Origin of the sequence: Nocardia sp. CA-145437, from assembly GCF_050956485.1 — a bacterium.
In the GTDB taxonomy this organism is placed as follows: Bacteria; Actinomycetota; Actinomycetes; order Mycobacteriales; family Mycobacteriaceae; genus Nocardia.
Genome location: NZ_CP191204.1, coordinates 4091656 through 4116768 on the forward strand (window position 1 = coordinate 4091656; position 25113 = coordinate 4116768).

The 25113-nt window shown below is 69.5% G+C and carries 26 protein-coding genes; 4 read left to right on the forward strand and 22 right to left on the reverse strand.

Annotation, left to right across the window (positions count from 1 at the left end; genetic code table 11):
- The first annotated feature begins 137 nt into the window (after positions 1-137).
- Entirely contained in the window at positions 138-1301 is a 1164-nt protein-coding gene (gene hsaA, locus ACQPYY_RS19040) for a 3-hydroxy-9,10-secoandrosta-1,3,5(10)-triene-9,17-dione monooxygenase oxygenase subunit (RefSeq protein ID WP_433590401.1), read from the forward strand.
- Between the two features lie 15 nt (positions 1302-1316).
- On the opposite strand, the gene ACQPYY_RS19045 is transcribed toward hsaA, so the two are convergent.
- The 7 genes from ACQPYY_RS19045 to ACQPYY_RS19075 all read right to left on the reverse strand — a co-directional run bounded on the left by ACQPYY_RS19045 (position 1317) and on the right by ACQPYY_RS19075 (position 6286).
- On the reverse strand, positions 1317-2276 hold the full coding sequence (locus tag ACQPYY_RS19045; RefSeq protein WP_433590402.1) for an acyl-ACP desaturase: 960 nt from the start codon (positions 2274-2276) through the stop codon (positions 1317-1319).
- 142 nt (positions 2277-2418) lie between these two features.
- A complete protein-coding gene (locus ACQPYY_RS19050; RefSeq protein ID WP_433590404.1) occupies positions 2419-3180 on the reverse strand; it encodes a sigma 54 modulation/S30EA ribosomal C-terminal domain-containing protein in 762 nt (253 codons plus the stop codon).
- Positions 3181-3339: 159 nt separating this feature from the next.
- Complete coding sequence (locus ACQPYY_RS19055) at positions 3340-3573, reverse strand: (4Fe-4S)-binding protein (RefSeq protein WP_433590405.1); 234 nt, start codon at positions 3571-3573, stop codon at positions 3340-3342.
- Positions 3574-3619: 46 nt separating this feature from the next.
- Complete coding sequence (locus ACQPYY_RS19060; protein WP_357085479.1) at positions 3620-3823, reverse strand: cold-shock protein; 204 nt, start codon at positions 3821-3823, stop codon at positions 3620-3622.
- A 115-nt stretch (positions 3824-3938) separates the two neighbouring features.
- Complete coding sequence (locus tag ACQPYY_RS19065) at positions 3939-4685, reverse strand: pirin family protein (RefSeq protein WP_433590406.1); 747 nt, start codon at positions 4683-4685, stop codon at positions 3939-3941.
- A gap of 131 nt (positions 4686-4816) precedes the next feature.
- Positions 4817-5701 carry an alpha/beta fold hydrolase gene (locus ACQPYY_RS19070; protein ID WP_433590407.1) on the reverse strand — a complete coding sequence of 295 codons (885 nt, stop codon included), beginning with the start codon at positions 5699-5701 and terminating at the stop codon, positions 4817-4819.
- A 102-nt stretch (positions 5702-5803) separates the two neighbouring features.
- On the reverse strand, positions 5804-6286 hold the full coding sequence (locus tag ACQPYY_RS19075; RefSeq protein ID WP_433590408.1) for a nitroreductase family deazaflavin-dependent oxidoreductase: 483 nt from the start codon (positions 6284-6286) through the stop codon (positions 5804-5806).
- A gap of 438 nt (positions 6287-6724) precedes the next feature.
- Between ACQPYY_RS19075 and ACQPYY_RS19080 the strand changes: the two genes are divergently transcribed.
- On the forward strand, positions 6725-7261 hold the full coding sequence (locus ACQPYY_RS19080) for a hypothetical protein (RefSeq protein ID WP_433590409.1): 537 nt from the start codon (positions 6725-6727) through the stop codon (positions 7259-7261).
- A gap of 209 nt (positions 7262-7470) precedes the next feature.
- Here ACQPYY_RS19080 and cbiE read toward each other — a convergent pair whose 3' ends face one another.
- Together cbiE and ACQPYY_RS19090 are read right to left on the reverse strand one after the other, a co-directional pair.
- Positions 7471-8715, reverse strand: coding sequence for a precorrin-6y C5,15-methyltransferase (decarboxylating) subunit CbiE (cbiE, locus tag ACQPYY_RS19085; protein WP_433590410.1), 1245 nt, complete (start codon positions 8713-8715; stop codon positions 7471-7473).
- Positions 8712-9473: an SDR family NAD(P)-dependent oxidoreductase gene (locus ACQPYY_RS19090; RefSeq protein ID WP_433590411.1), complete on the reverse strand. Its 762-nt coding sequence runs from the start codon at positions 9471-9473 to the stop codon at positions 8712-8714. The genes cbiE and ACQPYY_RS19090 overlap by 4 nt, the downstream gene beginning before the upstream one ends.
- A 67-nt stretch (positions 9474-9540) precedes the next feature.
- Between ACQPYY_RS19090 and ACQPYY_RS19095 the strand changes: the two genes are divergently transcribed.
- Complete coding sequence (locus ACQPYY_RS19095; protein ID WP_379107071.1) at positions 9541-9969, forward strand: PPOX class F420-dependent oxidoreductase; 429 nt, start codon at positions 9541-9543, stop codon at positions 9967-9969.
- Between the two features lie 121 nt (positions 9970-10090).
- Here ACQPYY_RS19095 and ACQPYY_RS19100 read toward each other — a convergent pair whose 3' ends face one another.
- Positions 10091-11218, reverse strand: a complete 1128-nt coding sequence (locus ACQPYY_RS19100) for a M24 family metallopeptidase (RefSeq protein ID WP_433590412.1) — start codon at positions 11216-11218, stop codon at positions 10091-10093.
- 497 nt (positions 11219-11715) lie between these two features.
- Here ACQPYY_RS19100 and ACQPYY_RS19105 point away from each other — a divergent pair, with 497 nt between their 5' ends.
- Positions 11716-12693: a 5'-3' exonuclease gene (locus tag ACQPYY_RS19105; RefSeq protein WP_433590413.1), complete on the forward strand. Its 978-nt coding sequence runs from the start codon at positions 11716-11718 to the stop codon at positions 12691-12693.
- Positions 12694-12732: 39 nt separating this feature from the next.
- Here ACQPYY_RS19105 and ACQPYY_RS19110 read toward each other — a convergent pair whose 3' ends face one another.
- From ACQPYY_RS19110 to ACQPYY_RS19165, 12 genes are all read right to left on the reverse strand, one after another.
- The gene (locus ACQPYY_RS19110) at positions 12733-13194 is read right to left on the reverse strand and encodes a hypothetical protein (RefSeq protein ID WP_433590414.1); all 462 of its coding nucleotides are present in this window, start codon (positions 13192-13194) and stop codon (positions 12733-12735) included.
- Between the two features lie 137 nt (positions 13195-13331).
- A complete protein-coding gene (locus ACQPYY_RS19115) occupies positions 13332-14057 on the reverse strand; it encodes a DUF4333 domain-containing protein (RefSeq protein ID WP_433590415.1) in 726 nt (241 codons plus the stop codon).
- Between the two features lie 112 nt (positions 14058-14169).
- Positions 14170-16863 carry a DEAD/DEAH box helicase gene (locus tag ACQPYY_RS19120; RefSeq protein WP_433590416.1) on the reverse strand — a complete coding sequence of 898 codons (2694 nt, stop codon included), beginning with the start codon at positions 16861-16863 and terminating at the stop codon, positions 14170-14172.
- Between the two features lie 3 nt (positions 16864-16866).
- A complete protein-coding gene (tatC, locus tag ACQPYY_RS19125; protein ID WP_433594679.1) occupies positions 16867-17841 on the reverse strand; it encodes a twin-arginine translocase subunit TatC in 975 nt (324 codons plus the stop codon).
- Between the two features lie 122 nt (positions 17842-17963).
- Entirely contained in the window at positions 17964-18236 is a 273-nt protein-coding gene (gene tatA / locus ACQPYY_RS19130; protein ID WP_357085454.1) for a Sec-independent protein translocase subunit TatA, read from the reverse strand.
- 64 nt (positions 18237-18300) lie between these two features.
- A complete protein-coding gene (locus ACQPYY_RS19135; RefSeq protein WP_433590417.1) occupies positions 18301-19332 on the reverse strand; it encodes a 2-dehydropantoate 2-reductase in 1032 nt (343 codons plus the stop codon).
- Positions 19329-20321 carry a helix-turn-helix transcriptional regulator gene (locus ACQPYY_RS19140; protein ID WP_379107223.1) on the reverse strand — a complete coding sequence of 331 codons (993 nt, stop codon included), beginning with the start codon at positions 20319-20321 and terminating at the stop codon, positions 19329-19331. Before ACQPYY_RS19140 ends, ACQPYY_RS19135 begins: the two co-directional genes overlap by 4 nt.
- A 122-nt stretch (positions 20322-20443) precedes the next feature.
- Positions 20444-21436 (reverse strand): helix-turn-helix transcriptional regulator, encoded by a 993-nt coding sequence (locus ACQPYY_RS19145; protein ID WP_433590418.1) that lies wholly within the window; start codon positions 21434-21436, stop codon positions 20444-20446.
- 204 nt (positions 21437-21640) lie between these two features.
- On the reverse strand, positions 21641-22999 hold the full coding sequence (gene pafA / locus ACQPYY_RS19150; protein ID WP_357085449.1) for a Pup--protein ligase: 1359 nt from the start codon (positions 22997-22999) through the stop codon (positions 21641-21643).
- A 201-nt stretch (positions 23000-23200) separates the two neighbouring features.
- The gene (gene prcA, locus ACQPYY_RS19155) at positions 23201-23971 is read right to left on the reverse strand and encodes a proteasome subunit alpha (RefSeq protein WP_357283940.1); all 771 of its coding nucleotides are present in this window, start codon (positions 23969-23971) and stop codon (positions 23201-23203) included.
- Positions 23968-24828, reverse strand: a complete 861-nt coding sequence (gene prcB, locus ACQPYY_RS19160) for a proteasome subunit beta (protein ID WP_379107092.1) — start codon at positions 24826-24828, stop codon at positions 23968-23970. The genes prcA and prcB overlap by 4 nt, the downstream gene beginning before the upstream one ends.
- Positions 24825-25019, reverse strand: a complete 195-nt coding sequence (locus ACQPYY_RS19165; RefSeq protein ID WP_033089305.1) for a ubiquitin-like protein Pup — start codon at positions 25017-25019, stop codon at positions 24825-24827. The genes prcB and ACQPYY_RS19165 overlap by 4 nt, the downstream gene beginning before the upstream one ends.
- Positions 25020-25113: the final 94 nt, after the last annotated feature.

Consider the following 25113-nt stretch of genomic DNA (forward strand, 5'->3'; position numbering starts at 1 on the left):
CAATGGCCGAAAGTCCCTACTATTCGGTTATTTGCTCCACTAGCCCTCGGCGAAACGGTGCTCGATATTGACGAGAACGTGTTCTACAAATGGCGGTCGGACAGCCGGCCGCCCGACAGTCAGGAGCATTCCGCGAGATGACCCAGGACATCATCGACCGCGTCGCAGCGGTCCTTCCGGCACTGCGCGAACGAGTCCAGGAAACCGAGCGGCTGCGCCGGATCCCGGACCAGTCCATCAAGGATCTCCAGGAGACCGGGTTCTTCACCCTGCTCCAGCCCCGCCGGTGGGGCGGTCTGGCCGCGGACCCGGTCATCTTCTACGACACCGTCCGCACGATCGCGAGCGCCTGCGGTTCCACCGGCTGGGTGGCCGGCATCCTCGGCATCCACAACTGGCATCTGGCGCTGTTCGATCAGCAAGCGCAGCAGGACGTCTGGGGCGAGAACACCGATGCCCGCGTCGCGTCCTCCTACGCGCCCCTGGGCGCGGGCACGAAGGTCGCGGGCGGCTATCTGGTCACCGGGGCGTGGGCGTGGTCGTCCGGCTGTGATCACGCCGACTGGGTGTTCGTCGGAGGCCCGGTCCTCGACAACGGCAAGCCCGTCGACTTCGGCTCGTTCCTCATCCCCCGCGACGACTACCGCATCGAGGATGTCTGGCATGTGGTCGGACTGCGCGGCACCGGATCCAATACCGTGGTCGTCGAGCGGGTCTTCGTCCCCGAACACCGCTTCCTGAGCTTCCGGACCATGGGCGAGCTGAAATCGCCCGGCCTGGAGGTCAATCCGGACCCGGTGTACCGGATGCCCTGGGGCACCATTCATCCCACCACCATCTCCACCCCCATCGTCGGCATGGCCTACGGCGCCTACGCCGCGCACGTCGAGCACCAGGGCACACGAGTGCGCGCGGCGTTCGCGGGCGAACAGGCCAAGGACGATCCGTTCGCCAAGGTGCGCATCGCCGAGGCCGCCAGCGATATCGACGCCGCCTGGCGGCAACTGTCCGGCCACGTGGCCGAGGAATACGCGCACCTCGTCGCGGGCCGCGATATCCCGTTCGCGCTGCGGGCGGCCGCTCGTCGCGACCAGGTGCGGGCCACCGGACGGGCCATCGCGTCCATCGACCGGCTGTTCGAGGCGGCGGGGGCGACGGCGCTGGCCGAAGGCACCGCGCTGCAGCGGTTCTGGCGTGACGCGCACGCCGGGCGGGTCCACGCGGCAAATGACGCCGAGCGCGTCTACGTCATGTACGGCAATCACGCTTTCGGGCTGCCGCCGGGCGACACGATGGTGTAGCCCGGCGGTTCGCGGTCAGACCCGGGCCGCCTCCCGCGCGAGTGCGCGGTCGCGGTGTTCCTCGAAACGCGGAATCTGGTTCTTCGCGAGGTTCTCGAGGAATCCAGCGAGGCGTTCCCGGGCCTGTTCGCCGCGCGGCCCGAAATCGTCGCGGCCGAAGATGTTCCACTGCCGCATGACCGGCTCCAGCACTTCCTCGAGGTGCTGGCGCAGATCGTAGATCCCGTGCTTGGCCATGAGCACGCCGTGCCGACGGAAGTTCGGCATCCCGGCGCCGGGCATCCGGAAATTCTCCACGATCAGGTCGATGGCCTCCATCGCCTGATCGGGAACCAGATCCAGGGCGGCGCCGCACAGGGTGCGGTAGAAGATCATGTGCAGGTTCTCGTCCAGGGCGACGCGCTGCAGCATCCGATCGGCGATCGGGTCGTCGCAGACCGCGGCGGTATTGCGGTGGCTGATCCGGGTCGCCAGCTCCTGGAACGACACGTACGCAACCGAATACAGGAATCCCGCCTGCCCCTGCGCGGTGAGCTGATCGACGGGCGGGGCGAAGCCGTTCGCCATGTGCGCCATCCGGTCGTTCTCGAGCGCGACCGGATCGACGCCACGGGTCACGACGAGATAGTCACGCAGCACGATGCTGTGCCTCGCCTCCTCGGCGGTCCATCGCCCGACCCACGAGCCCCAGGCGCCATCCCGCGAGAAGTTCTCCGCGATTTCCCGGTGATACGAAGGCAGATTGTCCTCGGTGAGCAGATTGGTGATCAGCGCCGCCTTCGCCACCTCGGACAGCTGCGATTGCTCAGGCTCCCAGTCGGTTCCGCCCAGCGACGCGAAGTTCCGGCCTTCGTCCCACGGGATGTAGTCGTGCGGATGCCAGTCCTTGGCCATCGACAGATGCCGGTTCAGCGCCGCCGCGGCATCGGATTCGAGTTCGGTCAGGATCTCCAGCTGAGTCAGATCTCGCGCCAAGGGATTGTCCGCCTTTCATTTCCGGGAACAGGAATGGGAGAGGGTGAAACATGGCCGCCTACCCCGTATGCGGCTGCGCGGCAGACACGCATCGGGGTGACAACCGATAGGGGAAGCGAACTGTGAGCCTTCGGGCTCGCGATTACCCGCCGTCAGCGGTGACGAGCCCCAGATCGCCGTCGTAGCGGCGGTACAGCAGCCGCCCGCGACCGGTGGCCGGATCGACGAAGAACAGGAACGGCCATCCGCTCTCGCAAACCCGCTGCACCGCAGCGACTTCGGTGAGCGTGGGGGCCGGTCGGGGGTTCACGACGAACGGCCCGGCCACATCGCCGTCCACCCGCGGCGGATGGACACTGCGTTGACGCGTGAGCCGGAGCCCCGAGGGACCAGCCCGGTAGACGACGGCGTCCTCGCCGGTCTCGATGTCGGTGAACACGTGGGCGTCGTAGTCCATCCGGTCCATCATCATGGCCGCGTGCGACGGCGAGAGGGTCTGCAGCGAAGCGGATTTGCGGCGCGCGATGACTCCCGGTCCAGGCGCGTCCAACGGTCGATGGTCAGGGTCGGGCCAGGTGCGCGGCCGCCATGCCGTGCGCAGAGCCAGAATCCGGCGTTCCAGCCGCACGACGACCGGCAGGGCGTCTCCCGCGCCATGGGTCAGCGTCTGAACCCGCACCGGGATTCCGTCGACCGACAGGTTCACCTGGGCCAGATAGGGGCCGATATCGCAGTTCGGCCCGGTGATCCGCAGCCGCGCACCGTCTTCCGCCCGCATCCGCCGCAACTGCCGGCCCACCGCCCCGGCGTACCGCTCGCCTTCGAGCACCGGCACCCGGCCTCGGGCGACGACGACCACGTCCGGAAACGCCATCGAGGTCCACGCCTCGGACGCCCGCAGCATCGCACCACCTCCACGTTCTCGGCACACCGGACACATCACGTTCATGCCGAGAGTGCCGGTCCGCGCACAGCGCCGAGAAGGGCCGAAGGTCACCGATGCGCGGACTTTCCGCATGGCCTTCACGGCGTCGGCCAGGGAGCTTGCGTGGATCGGGTCGAGCTACTCCGGCGGGGCGGCGCGGGTGCGGCCGTCGTCGGTGCGGTAGCCGAGGGCGTAGCTCGGGCAGCGGTCGATCACTTCGACGATCTCGTCGACCGAGGCCGCGGATGGATCGATCGACGGGCGGCGGTCGCGGTCGAAGACCGAGGGGAGGCCGTGGACGCACTCCTGGGCGTGGCGGCAGCGGCCCGGCTCCCAGGTGATGGTGACGCCTGGGGCGGAGAACGCGGGCACAAAAAAGCCCGCGCGGTGATGCGCGGGCTTCCTCGTGGTCGACGACTTAGATGGCGCGGACCTGCTGGGCCTGCGGGCCCTTCTGGCCTTCGCCGATTTCGAACTCGACGCGCTGACCCTCATCGAGCGACTTGAACCCGGAGCCGGTAATCGCGGAGTAGTGGACGAAGACATCGGCGCCGCCACCGTCCTGGGCGATGAAGCCGAATCCCTTTTCGCCGTTAAACCACTTCACAGTGCCTTGCGTCATTACTGAATGCGTTCTTTCTGTAGCGAGCCGGGCGATCAGTTCGACAGCCCGTTCTCAGCCTTAAAGAATGCCACCTTTCGGAAATAATCTCTAACAATCGTGCCTGAGCACACACTCAGGCCAGTGCGGTATGCATCTCCCAGATCAGCACCTCGGCAGGCTCGAGCGCGGTCACAATGTGCCCGCCACCTGCGGATATGCGCACCGCATCGCCCTGCGACAGCCGGCCGGAGCCCTCGAAATCCACCGATCCGCGGGCCACGAAGACATGGCCGTACGGCGCGTCGGGGACCTGGATGGCGTGGCCGGGGTCGAGCCTCGCCACATGGAAGGCGGCTCCACTGTTGCCGATCGCGATGGCCGTCCGATCGCGGTCCCGGCGCATCCCGGACGCGACGGTGACCAGACTGTTACCGGTCAACCGGTCGGCGATATCCAATTCCTGATAGCCGGGGGTCACCCCGGGCTCGTCGGGCGGCACCCACATCTGCACGACATGCAGCCGCTCCCGCTCCAGATAGCCCGCACCATTGCGCTCCGAATGCATGATTCCGGCGCCCGCGCTCATCCGCTGCGCCATGCCGGGATGGATCAGACCGGAATTGCCCGCCGAATCCTGGTGCACGACAGTGCCTTCCAGCACCCAGGTCACGATCTCCATATCCCGGTGCTGATGGGTGTCGAACCCCTCACCGGGATCGACGATGTCCTCGTTGTGGATCATGAGCAGGCCGTGCGCGTTCGCCGCCAGATCGAAATTTCCGGTCGCGGGAAACGACTGCCGGGAGTCGAGCCACTCGCTGCGCCACCGCCACCGACCCGCGGCCGGGACCACCCGGACCTCCGATTCACGCACCGCCATCGCTCGCCTCCACCAGCTGATCCCTCCCGCCTCTGTAAGCCGGCCGGGCGGCCGGGCATTCCCGGCCGCGCCACACCTCACACCACACCGAGCCGGTGATCGTCGGCGCGGCCCGGCGCGGGTGCGGCCGCTCAGGCCGGATCGGCTCGCAGCGAGGCCAGGATGTCGGCGGATCGCTCGACGAACAGCAGGTGACCGGCATCGGGCACAAGGTGCAGGCGGGCCCGTGGGAGGGCCGCGGCCAGGCTGGTGGCGTCGGCGGCGGGGACATTGCCGTCGGCTTCGCCGTGCCAGACCTGGACGGGGGCGGTCACCTCGGTCAGGTCGAAGCCCCAGTCGCGGGTGAAGACCAAGCGGATGTCGGCGGCGAAACCGCGGCTGCCCTGTTCGAAGCTGCGGCGGAGGTTGGTGTCGAGTTTGGCGGAGAGCTCCGGGTCGGCCTCGACGCGGTCGCGGTCGACGGGGGCCATCTGTGAGACGAGGCCCGCGACGCCATTGCGGCGGCGGATGACCACCGACATCTCGAGGGCCATGGGGTGGACCAGGAACGGGACGCGGCGCAGGACGTTCAAGCCCTTGCGCCGGCGGAGCGCCACCGGGTCGAGATCCGCGGCGGCGGGCTGTTCGCTGGTCGGGGCGGGGGCGGACACGAGGGCCACGCCGGTGACGCGATCGGGCAGGCGGGCCGCGACGGCGAGGGCGAAAGGGCCGCCGCCGCTCACGCCGATCACGCCGAAACGGTTCAGGCCCAGCCGGTCCGCCAGGGCGGCCACGGTGGCCGCCCAGTCGGCGACCTGCTCCCCCGCCGGTAGCGACGATTCCGCCATGCCGGGGCGGTCGACCGCGATGATGCGGACCCCGGCAGCGGCTCCGGCTTCGTCGAAAGCCTCACCCTCGACATGCGTTCCGGGGACGCCGTGGCAGTACAGCACCGGCATCCCATCCCCCGCACCGTACTCGGCGTAACTCACCCGGCAGTGCGGCAAAGCGATCGTTCGCGACACGGCAGCACTCACGCGGGCCAGCCTAGGCGAAACCGGCCCCCAACAGGTCAAACAACGTTGTTCCACACGGGGGCAGGGCAATTCGGGTCGGACGGACAGCCCGACGTGGCGCCGTCACCGCGGCTCGAGCAGCACCACCGGGATCAACCGTCCGGCCGCGCGCTCCTGATAGAACGCGAAGTCCGGCATCGCCGCCACGAACCGCGGCCACCACCGCTCCCGTTCGTCCGCGGTCGCCACGCGCGCGTGCACCGGCCGCACCGCACCGCCGACCTCGACGACCGTGTCCGGGTGCGCGAGCAGATTGTGGAACCAGGCGGGATGCTCCGGCTCCCCCGCCTTCGACGCCGCGACCGCCAGCACGCCGTCCGCCTCGACGTACATCAGCGGCGAGGTCCGGCGCACGCCGCTGCGCGCGCCGACGTGATCCAGCAGCAGGATGCGGCCGCCCCGCCAGCCGGGCACGCGCCCGCCGATCCGGCCACGCGACCATCGATAGACGCGCACATGCACCGTCGTGGACCGACGACCCAGATAGATACCGCGACGATTCGCGAATCGCGAACCGGCCGAGACCATTCGACCGAACAGCGCCATACCGCCAGTAAACACGACACCGGTCCGTGAGCCCGGCCTCGTACAGACCGCTCTGTTCCGGCCACAGGATTCGAGACACGTCACCAATGCGCCTGCGTCCCACTGAGGCCGCCTGGAGCGACTTTTCCGTTACCGGCGCACATGCGCCTGACCAGTGTCGTTGCCGGATCCGCGAAACGCCGGGACTATCGAAGGGGAGGGCTCAGTGCCGTCGAGATGCGTTGGGGCAGGGCGGCCCGAAGGTGACGAGTGGCGAAACTCAATGAGCGGCCCAGTGTGTCGCTCTTGCGCGGACCGGATGAACCGACCGACAGTGAGAGGGTCGCCGCCTGATGAGCGAATACACGGCAAACGCCGTGTTGGTGCCGAACCGCACCGGCTCGCACGCGCCCGACACCGAGCCCCGGCAGAGGAATCGGCACGGAAGGATCGAAGGCGATGACCGATATGACCATCGACGCGGCGGTCGGCCGCACCCCGTTCGCGCGACCCACGGTGGCCGTGGCAGCCACACCGGCCCCGACCATACCGGCCCGGGCCGCGGCGGCGCGGCCGTCGACGGTGTGGGAGAAGGCCAAGACCGCACTGGTCACCCGGACGCTCGGACACCGCCAACTGGTCACCGCCCCGCGCCTGGTGATTCCCTTCGGCGACAACGGTCTCGCCTTCCGCGTCTCGTCGTTCGCCGCCGAAGCCGAGCAACTCGCCCTCGACCCCCGCGTCCTGGTCCAGCCCGGGGACTGGCGCGGCAACCCGGCCGTCGGCAGCCGTCAGCTCATGGGCCACGCCAACCTGGTCGCCCAGGGCGACCTGCTAACCCAGGTAGAAGCGGCGATCGACGCCAAGTACGGCTGGCGCACCTCACTGGCCAAGGCCGCCCACCGCCTCGCCAACGGCTCCGCCCCCTACGGGAATATCGTCGTCCTGGTCACCGTCTTCGAACCCGGCCCGCTCGCGCTTCCGCCGGTCGGCTGACCGCGCCGGCCGACGCCGCACCCGACGTCTCGTCGCGAAACCACCCTGCGCCGCGCCCAATCTGGCGGCGTGGGTATTCGCGCGTCCCACACCGCCTCACGTCGCGCCGATCTCGCGGCATGGCGCACCGCGCGCCCAGCTGCGGTTCGCGACATCGCCGGCAGCGCGGCGCCCATGTCCGCCGCACCACGGACGACCCCTCCGCGTGGCTAGCCTTGCGGCGCGGCCGGTTTCGTCGCCACCCAGTGGGTGACCGGGAGTTGGGGGCGCCAGGCGGTGAAGCCGCCGAGGGGTTCGGCGCGGTAGATCTGGAAGCGGCGCAGTGTGCCTCCGTGCTCGTCGGCCAGGCGCAGCAGCAGGCTGTCGGATTCGGCGGTGACGGCGCTCGCGACCAGACGCCCACCGGGACGCAGGCGCGACCAGCAGGCGTCGAACATTCCGTCCTGCGTCAGGCCGCCACCGACGAAGATCGCGTCGGGGGCCGGGAGATCGGCGAAGGCGTCGGGGGCCGGGCCGTGGACATCGATGCCGGGGACGCCGAGGGTGGCCGCGTTGGCGGCGATCTGCTTGCGGCGGCTCTCGACTCGTTCGAACGTGACCGCCCGGCAGGACGGGTGGGTGCGGCACCATTCGATCGCGATGGTCCCGGATCCGCCGCCGACATCCCACAGCAGTTCGCCGGGCGCGGGGGCCAGCGCCGACAGGGTGAGGGCCCGCACCTCCGACTTGGTGAGCTGGCCGTCGCCGTCGTAGACCTCGTCGGGGAGGCCGGGCACACGGGTCAGCCGCGGTGCCGACGGATCGGCCACGCAGCCGATCGCGATGATGTTCAACGCATCACCCAGGGGGTGATCCCAGCGCGCGGCGGTACCGGTCACCAGGCGTTCGGCGGGGCCGCCGAGCTGTTCCAGGACCGTGAGAGCCGATTCGCCGAATCCATTGCGTGCCAGCAGCTCCGCTACCGCGGCCGGAGTGTGCTCGTCGGAGCTCAGGACGAGAATCCGGCGGCCGGAGGACAATTCCGGGAGCACGGTCTCCACGCGCCGGCCGACCGCGCTGACGACCGGTGTCGCATCCAGCGCCCAGCCCAGACGGGCGCACGCCAGCGACACCGACGACGGCTGCGGCAGCACGCGCAGCGCTTGGGCGCCAACCAGTTTCGTCAGGGTCACGCCGATGCCGAAGAACATCGGGTCGCCGCTGGCGAGGACACCCAGCTTGCGGTCGGCGTACTCGCGGAGCAGTCCCGGGAGGGCGGGCACCAGCGGCGAGGGCCACGCCACCCGCTCCGCGCCCGTCTCGCCCTCCGGGATCAGCGCCAATTGCCGTGTGGAGCCGAGCAGGACGTCGCAGGCGGCGACCTCGCGCCGCGCCGGACCGCCCAGACCGTCCCAGCCGTCGGCCCCGATCCCGATCACGGCGATCGGGACCGACGGCGCGGGAAGCTCGGTCATCGGCGGGCCCGCCGCCACACCGCGTAGGGCGTGAAGCGCATGGCGATGAACAGCAGCCGAATGCGGCGCGGCACATCGACAGTGCGGGCGCGCCGGTACAGGCTCGCCACCACCGCGTCGGCCACCTGGTCCGGGGTGCTCGACATGATGGCGGGCTTCATGCCCGCGGTCATGCGGCCGATGACGAAGCCGGACCGCACCGTCAGCAGGTGCACACCGCTGCCCTCGAGGGCCATCTGCAGGCCGCCGGCGAAGCCGTCCAGGCCCGCCTTGGCCGATCCGTACACGTAGTTGGCGCGCCGCACCCGCACGCCGGCGATGGAGCTGAACACCACGATCTGCCCGTCACCCTGCTCGCGCAGCAGGTTCGCCAGACTGGTCAGCACGCTGACCTGCGCCACGAAATCGGTCTGCACGATCGCGACCGCGTGTTCGGGGTCCTGTTCGGCCAGTGCCTGATCCCCGAGGATTCCGAAGGCCACCACCGCGACACCGATGCGCCCGTGCTCGGCGATGATCTTCTCCAGCAGCGGCTGGTGCGAGGCCATGTCGTCGGCGTCGAACTCGACGCAGTGCACCGCCGCGGCCTCCGCGATCAGCAGCTCCTTGGTCTGCGCCTGTAACCGGTCGGCGCCGCGCGCCGCGAGAATGACCTCCCGGCCCGGCGACAGCCGGCGCGCCACTTCCAGCCCGATCTCACTGCGCCCGCCCAGCACCAGTACGACGCCCTTGTCGACGTCCCGCGATCCGAAACCCATGGCCCACAGTGTGCCACCCGGGCACCGCCGCCCGGTGCGCCCGACGGCGGATTGCTAGCGTCGAATCATGACCAGCACCGCCGCACGCCCCGAACTGTCCCCCGCCGCCGCCGACTTCGTCACCGAGCGTCACCTGGCCACCCTGTCCACGCTGCGCGCCGACGGCACCCCGCACGTCGTCGCCGTCGGATTCACCTGGGATCCGGAGGCCGGGATCGCCCGCATCATCACCAATGACGGCTCGGTGAAGGTCAACAATGTGCGCCGCTCCGGGTACGCGGCGGTGAGCCAGGTCGACGGGCCGCGCTGGATCACCCTCGAGGGACCGGCCACCGTGCTCGACGACCCGGCCGCGGTGGCCGACGCCGTCGACCGCTATGCCGGCCGCTACCGCCAGCCCCGCGAGAACCCCACTCGCGTCGTCATCGCCATCGAAGTCCGGCGCGTCCTCGCCAGCAGCGTCTTCAAGCCGGGTGCTCCCGCCCTGGACCACTGATCCCAGCAACCCAGCCGAGGTCGGGTTGCCGTTACCAGCAGCGAGCGTAGATCCCCCGACGCGCACCGAATCGGCATGCCGCGATCGGTGCGCAGGGGAATCACGTTGCCGACGTGGCGCTTTATAGCTGGGTCAGGCCGTGGGGACGCTTGTTCATCGACTCGCAGCCGTCCGCGGTGACGATGACGATGTCCTCGATGCGAGCGCCCCACTGGCCGGGGAAGTAGATGCCCGGCTCGATGCTGAACGCCATGCCCTCCCGCAGGACCAGGTCGTTGCCCGCCACGATGTAGGGCTCCTCGTGCACCGACAGGCCGATGCCGTGGCCGGTGCGGTGCACGAAGTAGTCGGCCAGCTCGGCCGCGGCCAGCACGTCGCGGGCGGCGGCGTCGATGGATTCGGCGGTGACGCCCGGGCGGACGGCCGCCACCGCGGCGGCCTGGGCGCGTTCCAGTTCCGCGAACTGGGCCGCCACCTCCTCGCTCGGCTCGCCGAGGATGTAGGTGCGGGTGGAGTCGGAGAAGTAGCCGGGCTCGACCGGGCCGCCGATATCGATGACCACCACGTCACCGGGCTCGATCACACGGTTTGACACCATGTGGTGCGGGTCCGCGCCGTGCGGGCCGCTGCCGACGATGACGAAGTCGGCCTCGGTGTGGCCCTCCTCGACGATGGCGGCGGCGATATCCGCGCCCACCTCGGCCTCGGTGCGGCCGGGGCGCAGGAACTCACCCATGCGGGCGTGCACCCGGTCGATGGCCGCGCCCGCGCGCCGCAGGGCCTCGGTCTCGCTGGGGTCCTTGCGCATTCGCAGCTCGCGCAGCAGCGGGGTGGCCGAAACCGGTAGCGAGCCAAACTGATCGGCGATGGGCAGCAGGTGCAGGGCGGGCATCACATCGGTGACCGCCACGCGCGCACCGGCATTGAGCACGCTCTTGACGATGCGGTACGGATCGACCCCGTCGACCCAGTCCACGATCTGCAACCCCAGCTCCCCGGCCGCCGACCCCTTCAGCGAGGCCAACTCCAGCTTCGGGATCACCACCGAGGGCGTCTCCCCGCTGGCCGGGATCACCAGGCAGGTCAGCCGCTCGAACGACTGCGCCCGCGACCCCATGAGAAACCGCAGGTCAGGCCCGGGAGTGATGAGCAGCGCGTCCAGATGCGCATCCCTGGCCAATCGCGCGGCGCGCTCCAACCGCGCCCCATAGACCTCCGCCGCGAACCGTGACTCGTCATGAGAGCTCATGCCATCCGACGCTACTCCCCCACCCCGCCACCCTCCAGCCACCACCGAACTTCGCACCCCCACCACCGGGTACCCCCACCACCGCATCACCCGACCACCCTGCCGCCGAGCACCTTTCGATCCACGAACGCCTCCTGTGGTGCGCCGCATCGCACCGTGGCATCCCGCGCACGCCGCCGCCCCGCTACCGGTCCGCGCCCTGAGCACACCCGCCGCGGGCCCCACGACGTCCTGCCACTACCGCGGGCCTGGTGGAACGACGCAGATGCTCGGTGGAACGACACAGCCGCTCGATGCCAAAGCCCTGTAAATGGTCGATCGGCACCTGGCCACCGGTAGAGTGTTCCGTCCCGCAGATCCGAGCGCCGAGCCGTCTCGCCCCGCCGCGGCCACGGTCAGCGCATCGAATTCGATGGGCCCGGGCGCGAATCCGAGAGTCCGACTCCCCGTGCCGTCATCGGCCCCGCCGTCGGACGCGAACGGTAGGGTCGTGCGCTATGAGCAACCCTGCCGCCGGTCCGCTGTTGCTGCTCGATGGGGCCAGTCTGTGGTTCCGGGCGTTCTACGCGATCCCGGAGAAGATCACCGCGCCCGACGGGCGACCGGTGAACGCGCTGCGCGGGTTCACCGACATGATCGCCGCGCTGGTCAAGCAGCACGCGCCGAGCCGGCTGGTGGTGTGCCTGGACCTGGATTGGCGCCCGCGGTTCCGGGTGGACCTGCTGCCGTCGTACAAGGCGCACCGGGTGGCCGTGGACGCGGGCGAGCCGGTCGCGGGGGTGATCGCGGAGGAGGTTCCCGACACCCTGACCCCGCAGGTCGACATGATCATGGAGCTGCTCGAGGCGGCGGGCATCGCGACCGCGGGCGCGGCGGGTCTCGAGGCCGATGACGTCATCGGGACGCTGGCCACCCGAGAGGGCGCCGACGAGGTGATCGTCGTGAGCGGCGATCGCGATCTGCTGCAACTGGTCCGCGATACACCGGCGCCACCGGTGCGGGTGTTCTACGTCGGGCGCGGGCTGGCGAAGGCCGAGCTGTGGGGTCCGGCCGAGGTGTCGGCCAAATACGGTGTGCCCCAGGACATCGCGGGCCCCGCGTACGCCGATATGGCGACGCTGCGCGGCGATGCCTCCGACGGCCTGCCGGGTGTGGCCGGAATCGGTGACAAGTCCGCCGCTCAGCTGATCACCAAGTTCGGCTCGGTGGAGGCGCTGCGCGAGGCGGCCGCCGACCCGGACTCCGGTCTCGCCAAGGGCGTGCGCGCGAAACTCGTTGCCGCCGACGACTATCTGAAGGCCGCGGCCCCGGTGGTGCGGGTCGTCCGCGACGCCACCGTCGAATACTCCGGCCCCGACCTGCTGCCCCGCACCCCGGCCGACCCGGAACGACTGGCCGCGCTGGCCGCCGCCTACAACGCGGAGAGCCCGGTCAAACGCCTGCTCACCGCCATGGCCAAGCGCGCCGCGTCCTGACCGAACGCGTCCGTCGCGTCGACTGCGAGCCGACCGCTGTCAGCGGCGAATGGGTCCCACAGGCCACGTTTCGGGCTTGCCGTCGAGGTCGGTGATGGCGGCTTCGGTGAAGTAGCCGTCCTGCACCTTGCGCAGCGTCACGTGGGTCGCGCCGCTGGCTGTGCGCCCGGCCGCGCAGCTGGGCTCGCACACCCGCCGGTATTCGGTGCCGTCGCCCTCGGCGGTGTCGGGACCCCAACTGCTCCAGGTGATGTCGCGGACGCTGAGCCCGCCGTCACCGCAGGCCAGCAGCATGCTCGCGGGTTTCTCCACGGCTTTGTTCGCGACACAGTCGTTCACCACGGGAGCTTCCATCCGCGACGCGGCGAAGGACGCGACGACCGACGACGGCGCGGGCCCGGCCGACGACGCCTGCCCCGCGCAGGAGGTGGTGACAAGTGCCGCGCCGGCGACCGCCAGTGTGGTGCCGGCCAGTCCGATGGCCCGAACGAACGAATTCACATCGCCCCCCGATCACGATCAACCGAAAGAATTTCGGCCCACCTTACTCGCAACGAGCATCCAGACAACCCCTGGCAAACAGAAGGGCCCGGCCGCGATCCCAATCGCGCCCGGGCCCAACATCTTTGCCTCGAAAATCAGTTCGGGCGGCCGACCTCGTAGGTGCCGTCGTCCTTGGTGATCTTGATGGTGACCTTCTTGCTCTCGCCACCCACCTTGAGCGTGCAGTCGAAGGTCTTGTCGACCTCGACCTTCTGCCCCGACGGGCACTTCACGTCCTGCACGTCGTCGATGCCGTAGGTGTCCTTGAGAACCTTCTGCACCCCGGACTGCACGGCGCTGTTGTCGAGCTGGTCCTTGCTCAGCAGCCAGGCCAGACCGCCGCCGACCGCGGCCAGCACCACGACGATCGCGACCACCACGCCGATGATCACACCGGTCTTCTTCTTGCCCGCGGGCGCCTGCTGACCGGGCTGCGGCCACTGCTGCCCGGCCTGCTGGTTCCAGTCCTGCTGGCCCGGCTGACCCTGCTGCGGCCACTGGGGCTGCGACTGCCCCCACTGCTGATCGCCCTGCGGCTGCTGCCACTGCGGCTGGCTCTGCCCCCACTGCTGGGCCGGCTGCTGCGGCTGCGACTGCCCCCAGGGCTGGGCGGGCTGCTGCGGCTGGGACTGGCCCCACGGCTGCTGGCCGGGCTGCTGCTGCGACGGATCGCCCCACTGCGCGGTCGGCTGGGCGGGCTGCTGACCGCCCCACTGCTGAGTCGGCCCGGCGCCGGGCGCGGGCTGCTGTCCGCTCCACTGCAGGGTCGGATCGTTGTTGCCCCCCGCCGGGGCGTCATTCGGTCCGTACGGGCCGCTCATCTGCTTGCCTCCAATAGCAATCCGTTGTACTCACGCTAGCCCCCCGAGCGGGAACACGCGCATGCTCCCGCTGCGGTCGGTACATCCAAGAATCAAAGCACAGTCGTATCTACTACGCCGCGTCCACGGCTACGACACCCCGGCGGATGGCGCGCACCGCCTTGCTGGCCGTGGCCGCCACCTCGACGTCGTCGGCGGTGTTGTGAATCTGGTCGAGCAGGTCGATGACCTGACGGCACCAGCGCACGAAATCGCCCGCGGAGAGCGGGTTTCCGCGATCACCGCTGGCGAGCAGGGCGTCGGCGAGGTCGTCGCCGCGCGCCCAGGTGTAGACGCCCGTGACGAAACCGAGGTCGGGTTCACGGGTGGGCTGCACCCGGTGCCGGGACTCGTCGGAGCGCAGCTGCGACCACACCCCGATGGTGGCGTCCACGGCCCGCCGGATGGGCGCGGTGGGCCCGGACGCCCCCAGGTAGCCGCCCTCCTGCCGGGACTCGTACACCAGGATCGACACCACCGCGGCCAGCTCGGCCGGGCCGAGCCCGCGCCACAGCCCCTGCCGAAGGCTTTCCGCGACAACCAGATCCGCCTCGGCGTAGATCCGGGCCAGCCGCCGCCCGTCCTGGGTGACCTCGCCGTTCTCGACGTAGCCGCGTTCCTCGAGCAGCCCGAGGATGCGGTCGAAGGTGCGCGCCAGGGAGTTGGTGGTGGCCGCCACCTGCTGGCGTAGATGCTCGGTCTCGCGTTCGAGGCGGTTGTAGCGTTCCCCGATGCGCGCCAACTGCTCTCGATCCGGCCGCGAGTGTGCCGGGTGGTTGCGCAGGGCGCGCCGCAGGGTCTGCAGGTCGCGGTCGTCGGCGGCCTTGGACTTGCCGGCGGTGCGGGGGCGGCGCGGCATGGTGATGCCGGTGCTGCGCAGCGCCGAGGCCAGATCGCGGCGGACCCGCGCGGTGCGGTGGTCCACGTGCTTGGGCAGCCGCAGCCGGCCCAGCGATTCGGCCGGGGTCGGGAAGTCGGCGGCCGAGACGCGACCGGCCCACTTGTCCTCGGTGAGCACCAGCGGACGCGGATCCCCCGGTGTCGCGTCGGGTTCCAGGATCACCGCCAGCCCCTGCCGGCGGCCCGACGGAATCGCCACCACGTCGCCGCGCCGCAGCGCGGTCAGCGACGACACCGCGGCCTGCCGCCGGTCGGTGCGGCCCTGCCGTTCCAGGTTCCGTTCCCGGTCCCGGATGCGTTCGCGCAGCTGGATGTACTCGAAGAAGCTCTCGTCACCGAGCTGCGAGCGCAGCTTGCGCAGCTGGGCCTCGTTGCGTTCGATGCCCCGCACCAGGCCCACGACCGACCGGTCCGCCTGGAACTGGGCGAAGGAACGCTCCAGCAGCGCACGCGATTCCACCGCGCCCATGCGATCGACCAGATTGATCGACATGTTGTAGCCCGGCCGGAACGACGACCGCAGCGGATAGGTCCGCGTCGAGGCCAGACCCGCGACCGCGCTGGTGTCGACCTCGGGCTGCCACAGCACCACCGCGTGACCCTCGACGTCGATGCCGCGTCGCCCGGCGCGCCCGGTGAGCTGCGTGTACTCCCCCGGCGTCAGTTCGGCGTGGCTCTCGCCGTTGAACTTGACGAGCCGTTCCAGGACCACCGTGCGCGCGGGCATGTTGATGCCCAGTGCCAGTGTCTCCGTGGCGAATACCGCGCGCACCAGTCCGCGCACGAACAGGTCCTCGACGGTGTGCCGGAAGGCGGGCAGCATGCCCGCGTGGTGCGCGGCGAAGCCGCGGTGCAGCGCCTCGCGCCACTCCCAGTAGCCGAGCACCTCGAGGTCGCTCTTGGGCAGATCCCCGGTGTGCTTCTCGATGATCTCGTCGATCACCGCGCGGTCGTCCTCGCGGGAGAGGTCCAGGCGCGAGCGCACGCACTGGGCCAGCGCCCCATCGCATCCCGCGCGGCTGAAGATGAAGGTGATGGCGGGCAGCAGCCCCTCGTCGTCGAGCCGGGAGATCACCTCGGGGCGCGGCATGGGCCGGAACGAGCGCCGCGGCCCGCCGCGCCCGCGCCCGGGCACGCCCCAATTGTCCATCCGGTCAACGGCTTCGCGGTGCTTGATGTAGCGCTGCAGATCCTGGTCGACGACGACCTTGGCGTCGCTGGACTTGGGATCGAACAGGTCGAACATGCGCTTGCCGACCATGACGTGCTGCCACAGCGGCACCGGCCGGGTCTCGTCGACGATGACCGCGGTGTCGCCGCGCACCGTCTCCATCCACGCGCCGAACTCCTCGGCGTTGGAGACCGTGGCGGACAGGCTGACCAGGCGCACCTCGGGCGGCAGGTGCAGGATGACCTCTTCCCACACCGCGCCGCGGAAGCGGTCGGCCAGGTAGTGCACCTCGTCCATGACGACGTACGAAAGCCCGCGCAGCGCATCCGATCCCGCGTAGAGCATGTTGCGCAGCACCTCGGTGGTCATCACCACCACCGAGGCGTCCGGATTGATGGACTGGTCACCGGTCAGCAAACCGACCTCGTCGCGCCCGTAGCGGGCGGTGAGATCGGCGAACTTCTGGTTCGACAGCGCCTTGATGGGCGTCGTGTAGAAGCATTTGCCGCCCGAGGCCAGGGCCAGGTGTACCGCGAACTCGCCGACCACCGTCTTGCCGGCGCCGGTGGGCGCGCAGACGAGCACGCTGTGCCCGCCCTCGAGCGCCGCACACGACTGCCGCTGGAACGGATCGAGCTCGAATGTCAGTTCGGCGGTGAATGCCGCCAGTTCGCCAGTAAGCGACCTTGATGTCACGCGTCAGAGGGTATCGGAGTAATCCGACACGACTCCCGTGGTTTTCTCCACCGGTGTGGCGCTGACCGGCTCGGCGCCGGGCACCGGGGTCGCGGCGTCCACCCCGCCGGGCGCGGTATCGAGCGGGGAGGCCTCGTCGTCGGCCAGCTTGTCCCAGGCCTGCGCGTTGCGGGCCTTGCGCTTGTCGTTGATCCGCGCGACCTGCACCGCGATCTCGAACAGCAGGGTCAGCGCGAACGCCAGCGCCAGCATGGAGATCGGATCCTGCGGGGTCACGATGGCCGCGAACACGAACAATCCGAAGATCAGCCCGCGCCGCCACTTGGTGAGCCGTTCGTAGGTCAGCACCCCGAGGAAGTTCAAACCCACGATGAGCAAAGGCGTTTCGAAGCTGACGCCGAAGATCACCAGCAGCTTGATGATGAAGCTGAAGTACTGCGCACCCGAGAGCGCCGTGATCTGGACATTGTTGCCGATGGTCATCAGGAAGCTGAGCGCGTGCGCGACCACCCAGTAGGCCAGCACCGCGCCCGCGACGAACAGCGACGCGCCCGCCGCCACGAACGCGATCGCGTACTTGCGTTCCTTCGCGTACAGGCCCGGGGTGATGAACGCCCACAGCTGGTACAGCCAGAACGGGCTGGCCACCACCACACCCGCGGTGGTGCCGACCTTCAAGCGCAGCGTGAACTGCTCGAACGGGGCGGTCGCCAGCAATCGGCAGGCGCCGTCGGTGCTGAGATTGGCCCGCGAGGAGGCCGGGAGCGCACAGTAGGGGCCGCGCAGGATCTCACCGAGGCTCTCGATCCCGAACAGGGTGTGCGAGTACCAGAAGAACCCGAACAGGGTGCCGATCGCCACCCACGCCAGCGCGATGAGCAGGCGTTTGCGGAGCTCCGAGAGGTGCTCCACCAGGGACATGGTGCCGTCGGGGTTCGTACGGCGCTTGCTGCGCCGCGGATCGAACGGGATGCGAATACGCATGTGAGTGTGACTGCCTCCGCCTTACGGCCACAGAAGACGTGGGCGCGGGTGCGCCCCCGGACCCGGACAACACCACATCCGGGATGAGCCCACGCTCATCCCGGATGATGGCCGATTCAGGCCTTCTGCTGGTCGTTCGGCTGTGCCGCGGGCTGCTGCACCGGCTGGGCGGGCGGCAGCTGCGCCGGCGGCTGCACCGGCTGGGCCTGGGCCTCGGGAGCGGCCTCGCCCGTCTTGCCCTCGTTCTGCATCTGGCTGACCTCGGTCTTGAAGATGCGCATCGAGCGACCCAGGCTGCGGGCCGCGTCCGGCATGCGCTTCGAGCCGAAGAACAGCAAGAAGATCAGCACAACGATCAGCAAGTGCCACGGGCTGATGGCGCCTGTCATTCCATTACCTCCAAAGACTTGGTGAGTCCGATGCTACCGGACCCGCATACCGCGAACCTCGTTGTCAACCCTCGTTCGCCGCGTCGTCACGCGCGGCGCCCTCGAGTTGTGCCAGCAATTCCGCTCCCGACCAGGTGCGCCGGTCGCCGTTCTCCGCGGCTGTCACGAGTTCTATCAGCTTCTGGTTCACCGGCGTGGGTATTCCTACCATGGCACCGAGGCTGACGATTTCTCCGCACAGCCAAGGGATTTCGGTGGCGCGCCCGGCGGCCAGGTCGTCGGCCATGGACGAGCGGGCCACCGGATCGATGGCCAGCACACGTCCGGCAACTCGACGGAAGACGCCGTCGGGCGCGGTCAGCAGACGCGCCATCAGCTCCGGCGGCAACGGGGTGAGCCGGGCCGGGCGGATCCGCGCGGCCGCCATGGCGGCCAGCGCCTCGCGCTGGGCCAGGGCCAGGCAGCGCCGGTAATCGCGGGACCCGAGCTCCTCGCGCAGCGGGCGGCCCGACAGCGCGTTGATCGGGTTGTTCAGGTTGAGCAGCAGCTTGGCCCATTGGATGGACAGCAGGTCGGCATGACGTTTGAAGCCCAGACCCGACCGGGCGAAGACGCCGGTGAACCGGTTCAGCACCGCATCGTCGGCGAGGTCGACGGTGCCCGCGGTGCCGCGGTGGAAGCGCCCCTCGTCACGGTGGACCACGTTGAACATCACCATGCCGGGCAGCACCACGCAGGTGGGCAGGATCTCACGGATCACCGCGTCGTTGCCGATGCCGTTCTGCAGGCTGAGCACCACGGTGCCGGGCGCGAGCACCCCGGCCAGCTCGGCGGCGGCGGTCGCGGTGCCCGCGGACTTGACGGTGATCAGCACCAGATCGGCCTCATCGGTGGGCTCGGTGGCCGTCCGGAACGCGGTCGGCTCGACGGTGACGTTCTTGCCGTCGAGGTCGGTGAGCCGCAGGCCGTGCGCGTTCAGCTCGTCGAGGATGCGCGGACGGCCCACGAAGGTCACCTCCGCGCCCGCCGCGGCCAGCCGCCCGCCCACATAACACCCGATGCTGCCCGCGCCGAGCACCGTCACCCGGAAACTCAAGCGGGACCGACCTCCTCGAGCCCGGCGAGATCCCCGAGCCCGGTGTCGTCGAGTCCGGCGTAGGCGGCCAGCGCCGAACCGGACCGATCCCGCACCGCGGTCACCAGTTCGGCGGGGCCGAGCACGGTGACGCCCGCGCCGAAGCCGAGCAGCAGCCGCGCCATCCAGTCCAGGGTAGCGAAGCGCATGGTGGCCTCGAGGCTGCCGTCGGGGTGAGTGGTGACCTTGTGCATCGGGTACTGCTCGAGCACCCACGCGTAATCGGGGCGAATCAGCAAGCGCGCCAGCGGGACCGCGGGATCGTCGACGAACAGGTCCAGCGCCGCGGACTCGTCGAGGGCGGCCTCGGCGGGCGGGCGCGCGGGCTCGTCGAGTTCGGTGGCCTCCTCGATCCGGTCGAGGCGGAACAGGCGCACGCCCTCGGCTTGCCGGCACCACGCCTGCAGGTAGCTGTTGTTGTCCACCAGCACGATTCGGATCGGGTCCACGACGCGTTCGGACACCACATCGCGACTGGCCGAGTAGTAGACCAGGCGCAGCGCGTGGTCGTGCTCGACGGCGGACCGGACGGTCGCCACCGCGGGCGCCTCCACCGGCGCGGGCAGCGCAGGACCCGCGAATTCCCGTCCGGAGATGGCCGATTCGATCTTCGCCGTGGCCGAGTGCGCGGCGCTCGGATCCACCATGCCGGGCAGATCCGCGATCGAGCGCAGGGCCACCAGCAGCGCGGTCGCCTCCAGGGAGGTCAGCCGCAGCGGGCGATCGATGCCCGCGCTGAAGGTGACCTCGATGCTCTCCTCGGAGAACGACAGGTCGATCAGGTCACCGGGCCCGTAACCGGGCAGGCCGCACATCCACAGCTGGTTCAGGTCGGTCATCAGCTGCTTGGTGGTGACGCCGAGTTCGGCCGCCGCCTCCGCCGCGCCGATGCCCGGGTTGGCCTGGAAGTACGGAATCATATTGAGCAGCCGGGCCAGCCGGGTCGACAGGCGGCTGCTCGCCGCCGCGCTGCCCCGCCGGTCCTTCGCGCCCTCCGACGCCCGGGCTCCGTCACCCTTACGGGCATTGTCGATCACGCTGTCTCCCCGGCGTTTCCGCGACGCGTCCGCACTCACGCCGTCACCTCCGTCCGCTCCAGCACCGACTTCAGGCGCGCGATCACGTTGTCGCGCAGGTCCTCCGGCGCGAGCACCAGCGCGTCCGCGCCGAGTCCGGTGATGAGCCGGGCCAGCCAGTCGCGGGACCGGATCGGCACCTCCACGATCGAGCCGGGCCGCCCGCCCAGCACCCGGTCCTCCATGACCGGTCCGAGGCGGCGGATCTCCTGGCCCCGCCCCTCCGCCACCCATACCGTGGCCGATCCGGTGATCGGCGACTGCGCGGTGACCTCGGCGACCACGGCGCGCAGGTCCAGGTCCTCGGGCTTGTGCACGGCATTGGCCGGGCCGTATTCGATGACGTCCTCGTCGATGCGGGAGATGCGGAACACCCGTTGCGCGTCGCGCACATTGTCGTGCGCGACCAGGTACCAGCGGCCGTGGTGGGTCACCACACCCCAGGGCTGGACATCGCGTTCGACCGGATCCCCGTGCGACTGCCGGTGTTTGAACCGCACCGACCGTCCGGCATCGATCGCGGCGAGCAGCTTGCCCAGCACCGGCTCCGAGCCGCGTGTCCGCGCCGGCACCGCGGGCACCGCCGACACCCCGGCGTCGGGCTCCACGTGAATACCGGCCGCGCGCAGCTTGAGCAGGCCGCCCTCGGCGGCCGCCGCCAGCTCCGGCGACTCCCACAACTGCACGGCCACCGCGACCGCGGCCGCTTCCTCGCTGGTCAGATCGATGTCCGGGAGCTCATAGGCATCCCGGTTGATGCGGTAGCCCTCGACACTCGACAACCGGCTCACCGGCCCGATCTCGAGGGGTATGCCCAGATCGCGCAGCTCGTTCTTGTCGCGCTCGAACATCCGGCTGAAGGCCTCGTCGCTCGCGGACTCCTCGTACCCGGCGACCGACTCCCGAATCCGCTCCGCGGTCAGGAACTGCCGGGTGGACAGCAGCGCGATAACCAGATTCATCAACCGCTCGACCTTGGATATCGCCACCCCGTAGAGAGTAATGGGAGTGTCGCCGAGTCGGCGCATGGGCGGTCGCGTTTTTCCCCTAACCCGCCCCATAACGCGCGGAACGGGCCGCGAACCGAGTGATTCGCGGCCCGTTGCCGGACGAGTTCCCCGGGATCCGGGGGTTCGGGGCGAAGCCCGGCCTCGGGGAGACGGAGGCCCGAGTCCCGAGAGCTGGGCCGTTCCCTACATGGAGGCGATGAGCCGGTCCACGCGCTCGTCGACCGAGCGGAACGGGTCCTTGCAGAGCACCGTCCGTTGCGCCTGGTCATTGAGCTTGAGGTGGACCCAGTCGACGGTGAAGTCGCGGCCCGCCTCCTGCGCGGCGGTGATGAAATCGCCGCGCAGTTTGGCCCGGGTGGTCTGCGGCGGCGTGGTGACCGCCGCGTCGACCGCGTCGTCCTCGGTGATCCGCTTGGCCAGACCCTTGCGGGCGAGCAGGTCGAAGACCCCGCGTCCGCGCTTGATGTCGTGGTAGGCCAGATCCAGCTGGGCGATCTTGGGATCGGACAGCTCCATGTTGTAGCGGTCCTGGTACCGCTGGAACAGCTTGCGCTTGATCACCCAGTCGATCTCGGTGTCCACCTTGGCGAAGTCCTGCGCCTCGACCGCGTCGAGGGTACGGCCCCACAGATCCACCACCGCGTCGACCTGCGGGTCGCGGTCGCGGTTGCGCAGATGCTCGACGGCGCGGGCGTAGTACTCGCGCTGGATCTCGAGCGCAGACGCCTGCCGCCCGCCCGCCAGCCGCACGGGCCGACGACCGGTGAGGTCGTGCGAGACCTCGCGGATGGCGCGAATCGGGTTGTCCAGAGCGAAGTCTCGGAACGCGACGCCCGCCTCGATCATCTCCAGCACCAGCGACGCCGTGCCCACCTTCAGCATGGTCGTCGGTTCGGCCATGTTCGAGTCGCCCACGATCACGTGCAGGCGCCGGTACTTCTCGGCGTCGGCGTGCGGCTCGTCACGGGTGTTGATGATCGGCCGCGACCGCGTGGTCGCCGACGACACCCCCTCCCAGATGTGCTCGGCTCGCTGCGACAGGCAGAACGTCGCCGCCTTCGGCGTCTGGAGCACCTTCCCGGCCCCGCAGATCAGCTGCCGGGTAACCAGGAACGGCAACAGCACGTCGGAGATCCTCGAGAACTCCCCGGCCCGGACCACGAGGAAGTTCTCGTGGCAGCCGTAGGAGTTGCCCGCGGAGTCGGTGTTGTTCTTGAACAGGTAGATATCGCCGCCGATACCCTCCTCCGCGAGCCGCTGCTCGGCGTCTATGAGCAGATCCTCCAGGACCCGCTCGCCGGCGCGGTCGTGAGTGACCAACTGCACCAAGCTGTCACATTCGGCCGTAGCGTACTCCGGATGGGAACCGACATCGAGGTAGAGCCGGGCACCATTACGAAGGAACACGTTCGAGCTACGGCCCCAGGAAACTACCCGGCGGAACAAGTACCGGGCCACCTCGTCAGGACTCAACCGACGGTGACCGTGGAACGTGCACGTCACCCCGAATTCGGTCTCGATCCCCATGATTCGTCGCTGCACCCTATCGACATTACAGCGGAATAGTGCCCGGTAACGGCCTTGTCGGAGCACTGATGCAAACGTATTCACAACGATTTAGCACGGCATGCAACGCGGCACGCGCTCTACCCTGCGAAAAAGCAAGGCTCCTTTGCACTCTGCTATTGAGAGTGCAAAGGAGCCTTATCCCGAATAGCGGGATTTGCCGACGTCGCCGGGGCCTTAGGACGGGTCCCCGCCCGACGGCTTGTCGGCCTCGGCGGCCGCTTTCGCGTTCGGCGCCTTGCCGGTGATCAACTCCGACAGCGCGGCGCCGTGGACCCGGCGGAACGCCCGCCGCGGCCGGGACTGCTCGAGGGTTGCCACCTCCAGGGAGGAGACGCCCACGGTGCGCTGCTTGTCCTTGTCGCCCTCGGGCACGGCCTTCTGCAGCGCGGCCACCGCCGTGGTGATGGCCGAATGCAGGTCCATGCCCGGCTTGTAAGAAGCCTTCAGGGCGGTGGTGATCGGGTCGGTGTTGCCGCCCATTACCACGAATTCCCGTTCGTCGACGATGGATCCGTCGAAGTTGATGCGGTACAGCACCGAGTTCGTGGACTGCTCCGGGTACCCCACCTCGGCGACGCAGATCTCCACCTCGTAGGGCTTGAGCTGGTCGGTGAAGATGGTGCCCAGGCTCTGCGCGTACAGGTTGGCCAGGAACCGGCCGGTCACGTCGCGGCGGTCGAACTGGTAGCCGCGCAGGTCGGCCTGCAGGATGCCCCCGCGGCGCAGCGCCTCGAACTCGTTGTACTTGCCGACCGCGGCGAAACCGACCCGGTCGTAGAGCTCACTGATCTTGTGGAGGGTGGCCGAGGGGTTCTCGGCCACGAACACCACGCCCTTGTCGTAGACCAGCACGATGACCGAGCGGCCGCGCGCGATGCCCTTGCGCGCGAGCTCGGTCTTGTCGCGCATGATCTGTTCGGCCGACGCGTAATACGGCAGTGTCATGCTTCGCCGATCCCCTCTGCCGCCAGCGCGGCCCGCTCCTCCACCATCGCCCGGGTGATCTCCTTCAGGCGCTCGTCGGTGACCTCCACGGTGCCCTCGGAGTCGATGACGATAGCCGTCGGGTAGATGTTGCGCATGGTGTCGGGACCGCCGGTGGCGGTGTCGTCGTCGGCGGCGTCGAAGAGCGATTCGATCGCGATCCGCAGCGCCCGGTCCTGGTCGAGGCCGCGCGCGTAGGTCTTCTTCAGCGACGATTTGGCGAACAGGGAACCCGACCCCACCGCGGTGTACCCGAACCGCTCCTCGCTGCGCCCGCCGACCACGTCGTAGGACACGATCCGCCCGGACTTGTCCGGGTCCGGCGCGTCCGGATCGAAGCCGACCAGCAGCGGGACCACCGCCAGCCCCTGCAGGGCGGCGGGGAGGTTGTCGCGCACCATCTTCGACAGCTTGTTGGACTTGCCGTCGAAGGTGAGGGGCACGCCCTCGATCTTCTCGTAGTACTCGAGCTCCACCGCGAACAGGCGGATCATCTCGATCGCCATCCCCGCGGTACCGGCGATGCCGGCCGCGGAGTACGTATCGGTGATGTACACCTTCTCGATGTCACGCTGGGCCAGCAGGTTGCCCTGGGTGGCGCGACGGTCGCCCGCGATCAGCACACCGCCGCGGTAGCTGACCGCGACGATGGTGGTGCCGTGCGGAGCGATATCCGACGGCACGCCCGGATTGGGGTGCGTGCCGCCGGATCCGAATCCGTTGCCGGGCAACAGTTCCGGAGCGTGTAAACGCAGGTACTCGGAGAAAGAGGATTGGGCGAACCCCAACTGGAGCCGCAGGGGGTCACCTTGGGTCACTGGCCGCCCTTCTGCACGTATGCGCGGACGAAGTCCTCCGCGTTCTCCTCGAGCACGTCGTCGATCTCGTCGAGCAGGTCGTCGGTTTCCTCCGCCAGCTTCTCGCGACGCTCCTGTCCCGCCCCACCGTCGCCGACCGGGCCCTCGTCCTCGTCGCCGCCACCGGCGCGCTTGGTCTGCTCTTGTGCCATAGCAGCCGACCTCCTCTGTGATCATCGGCGAGCACCGGAGAAGACCCGATGCTCGTGCCGTCAACAGTACCCACCAGCGGGGACAACATGCCGG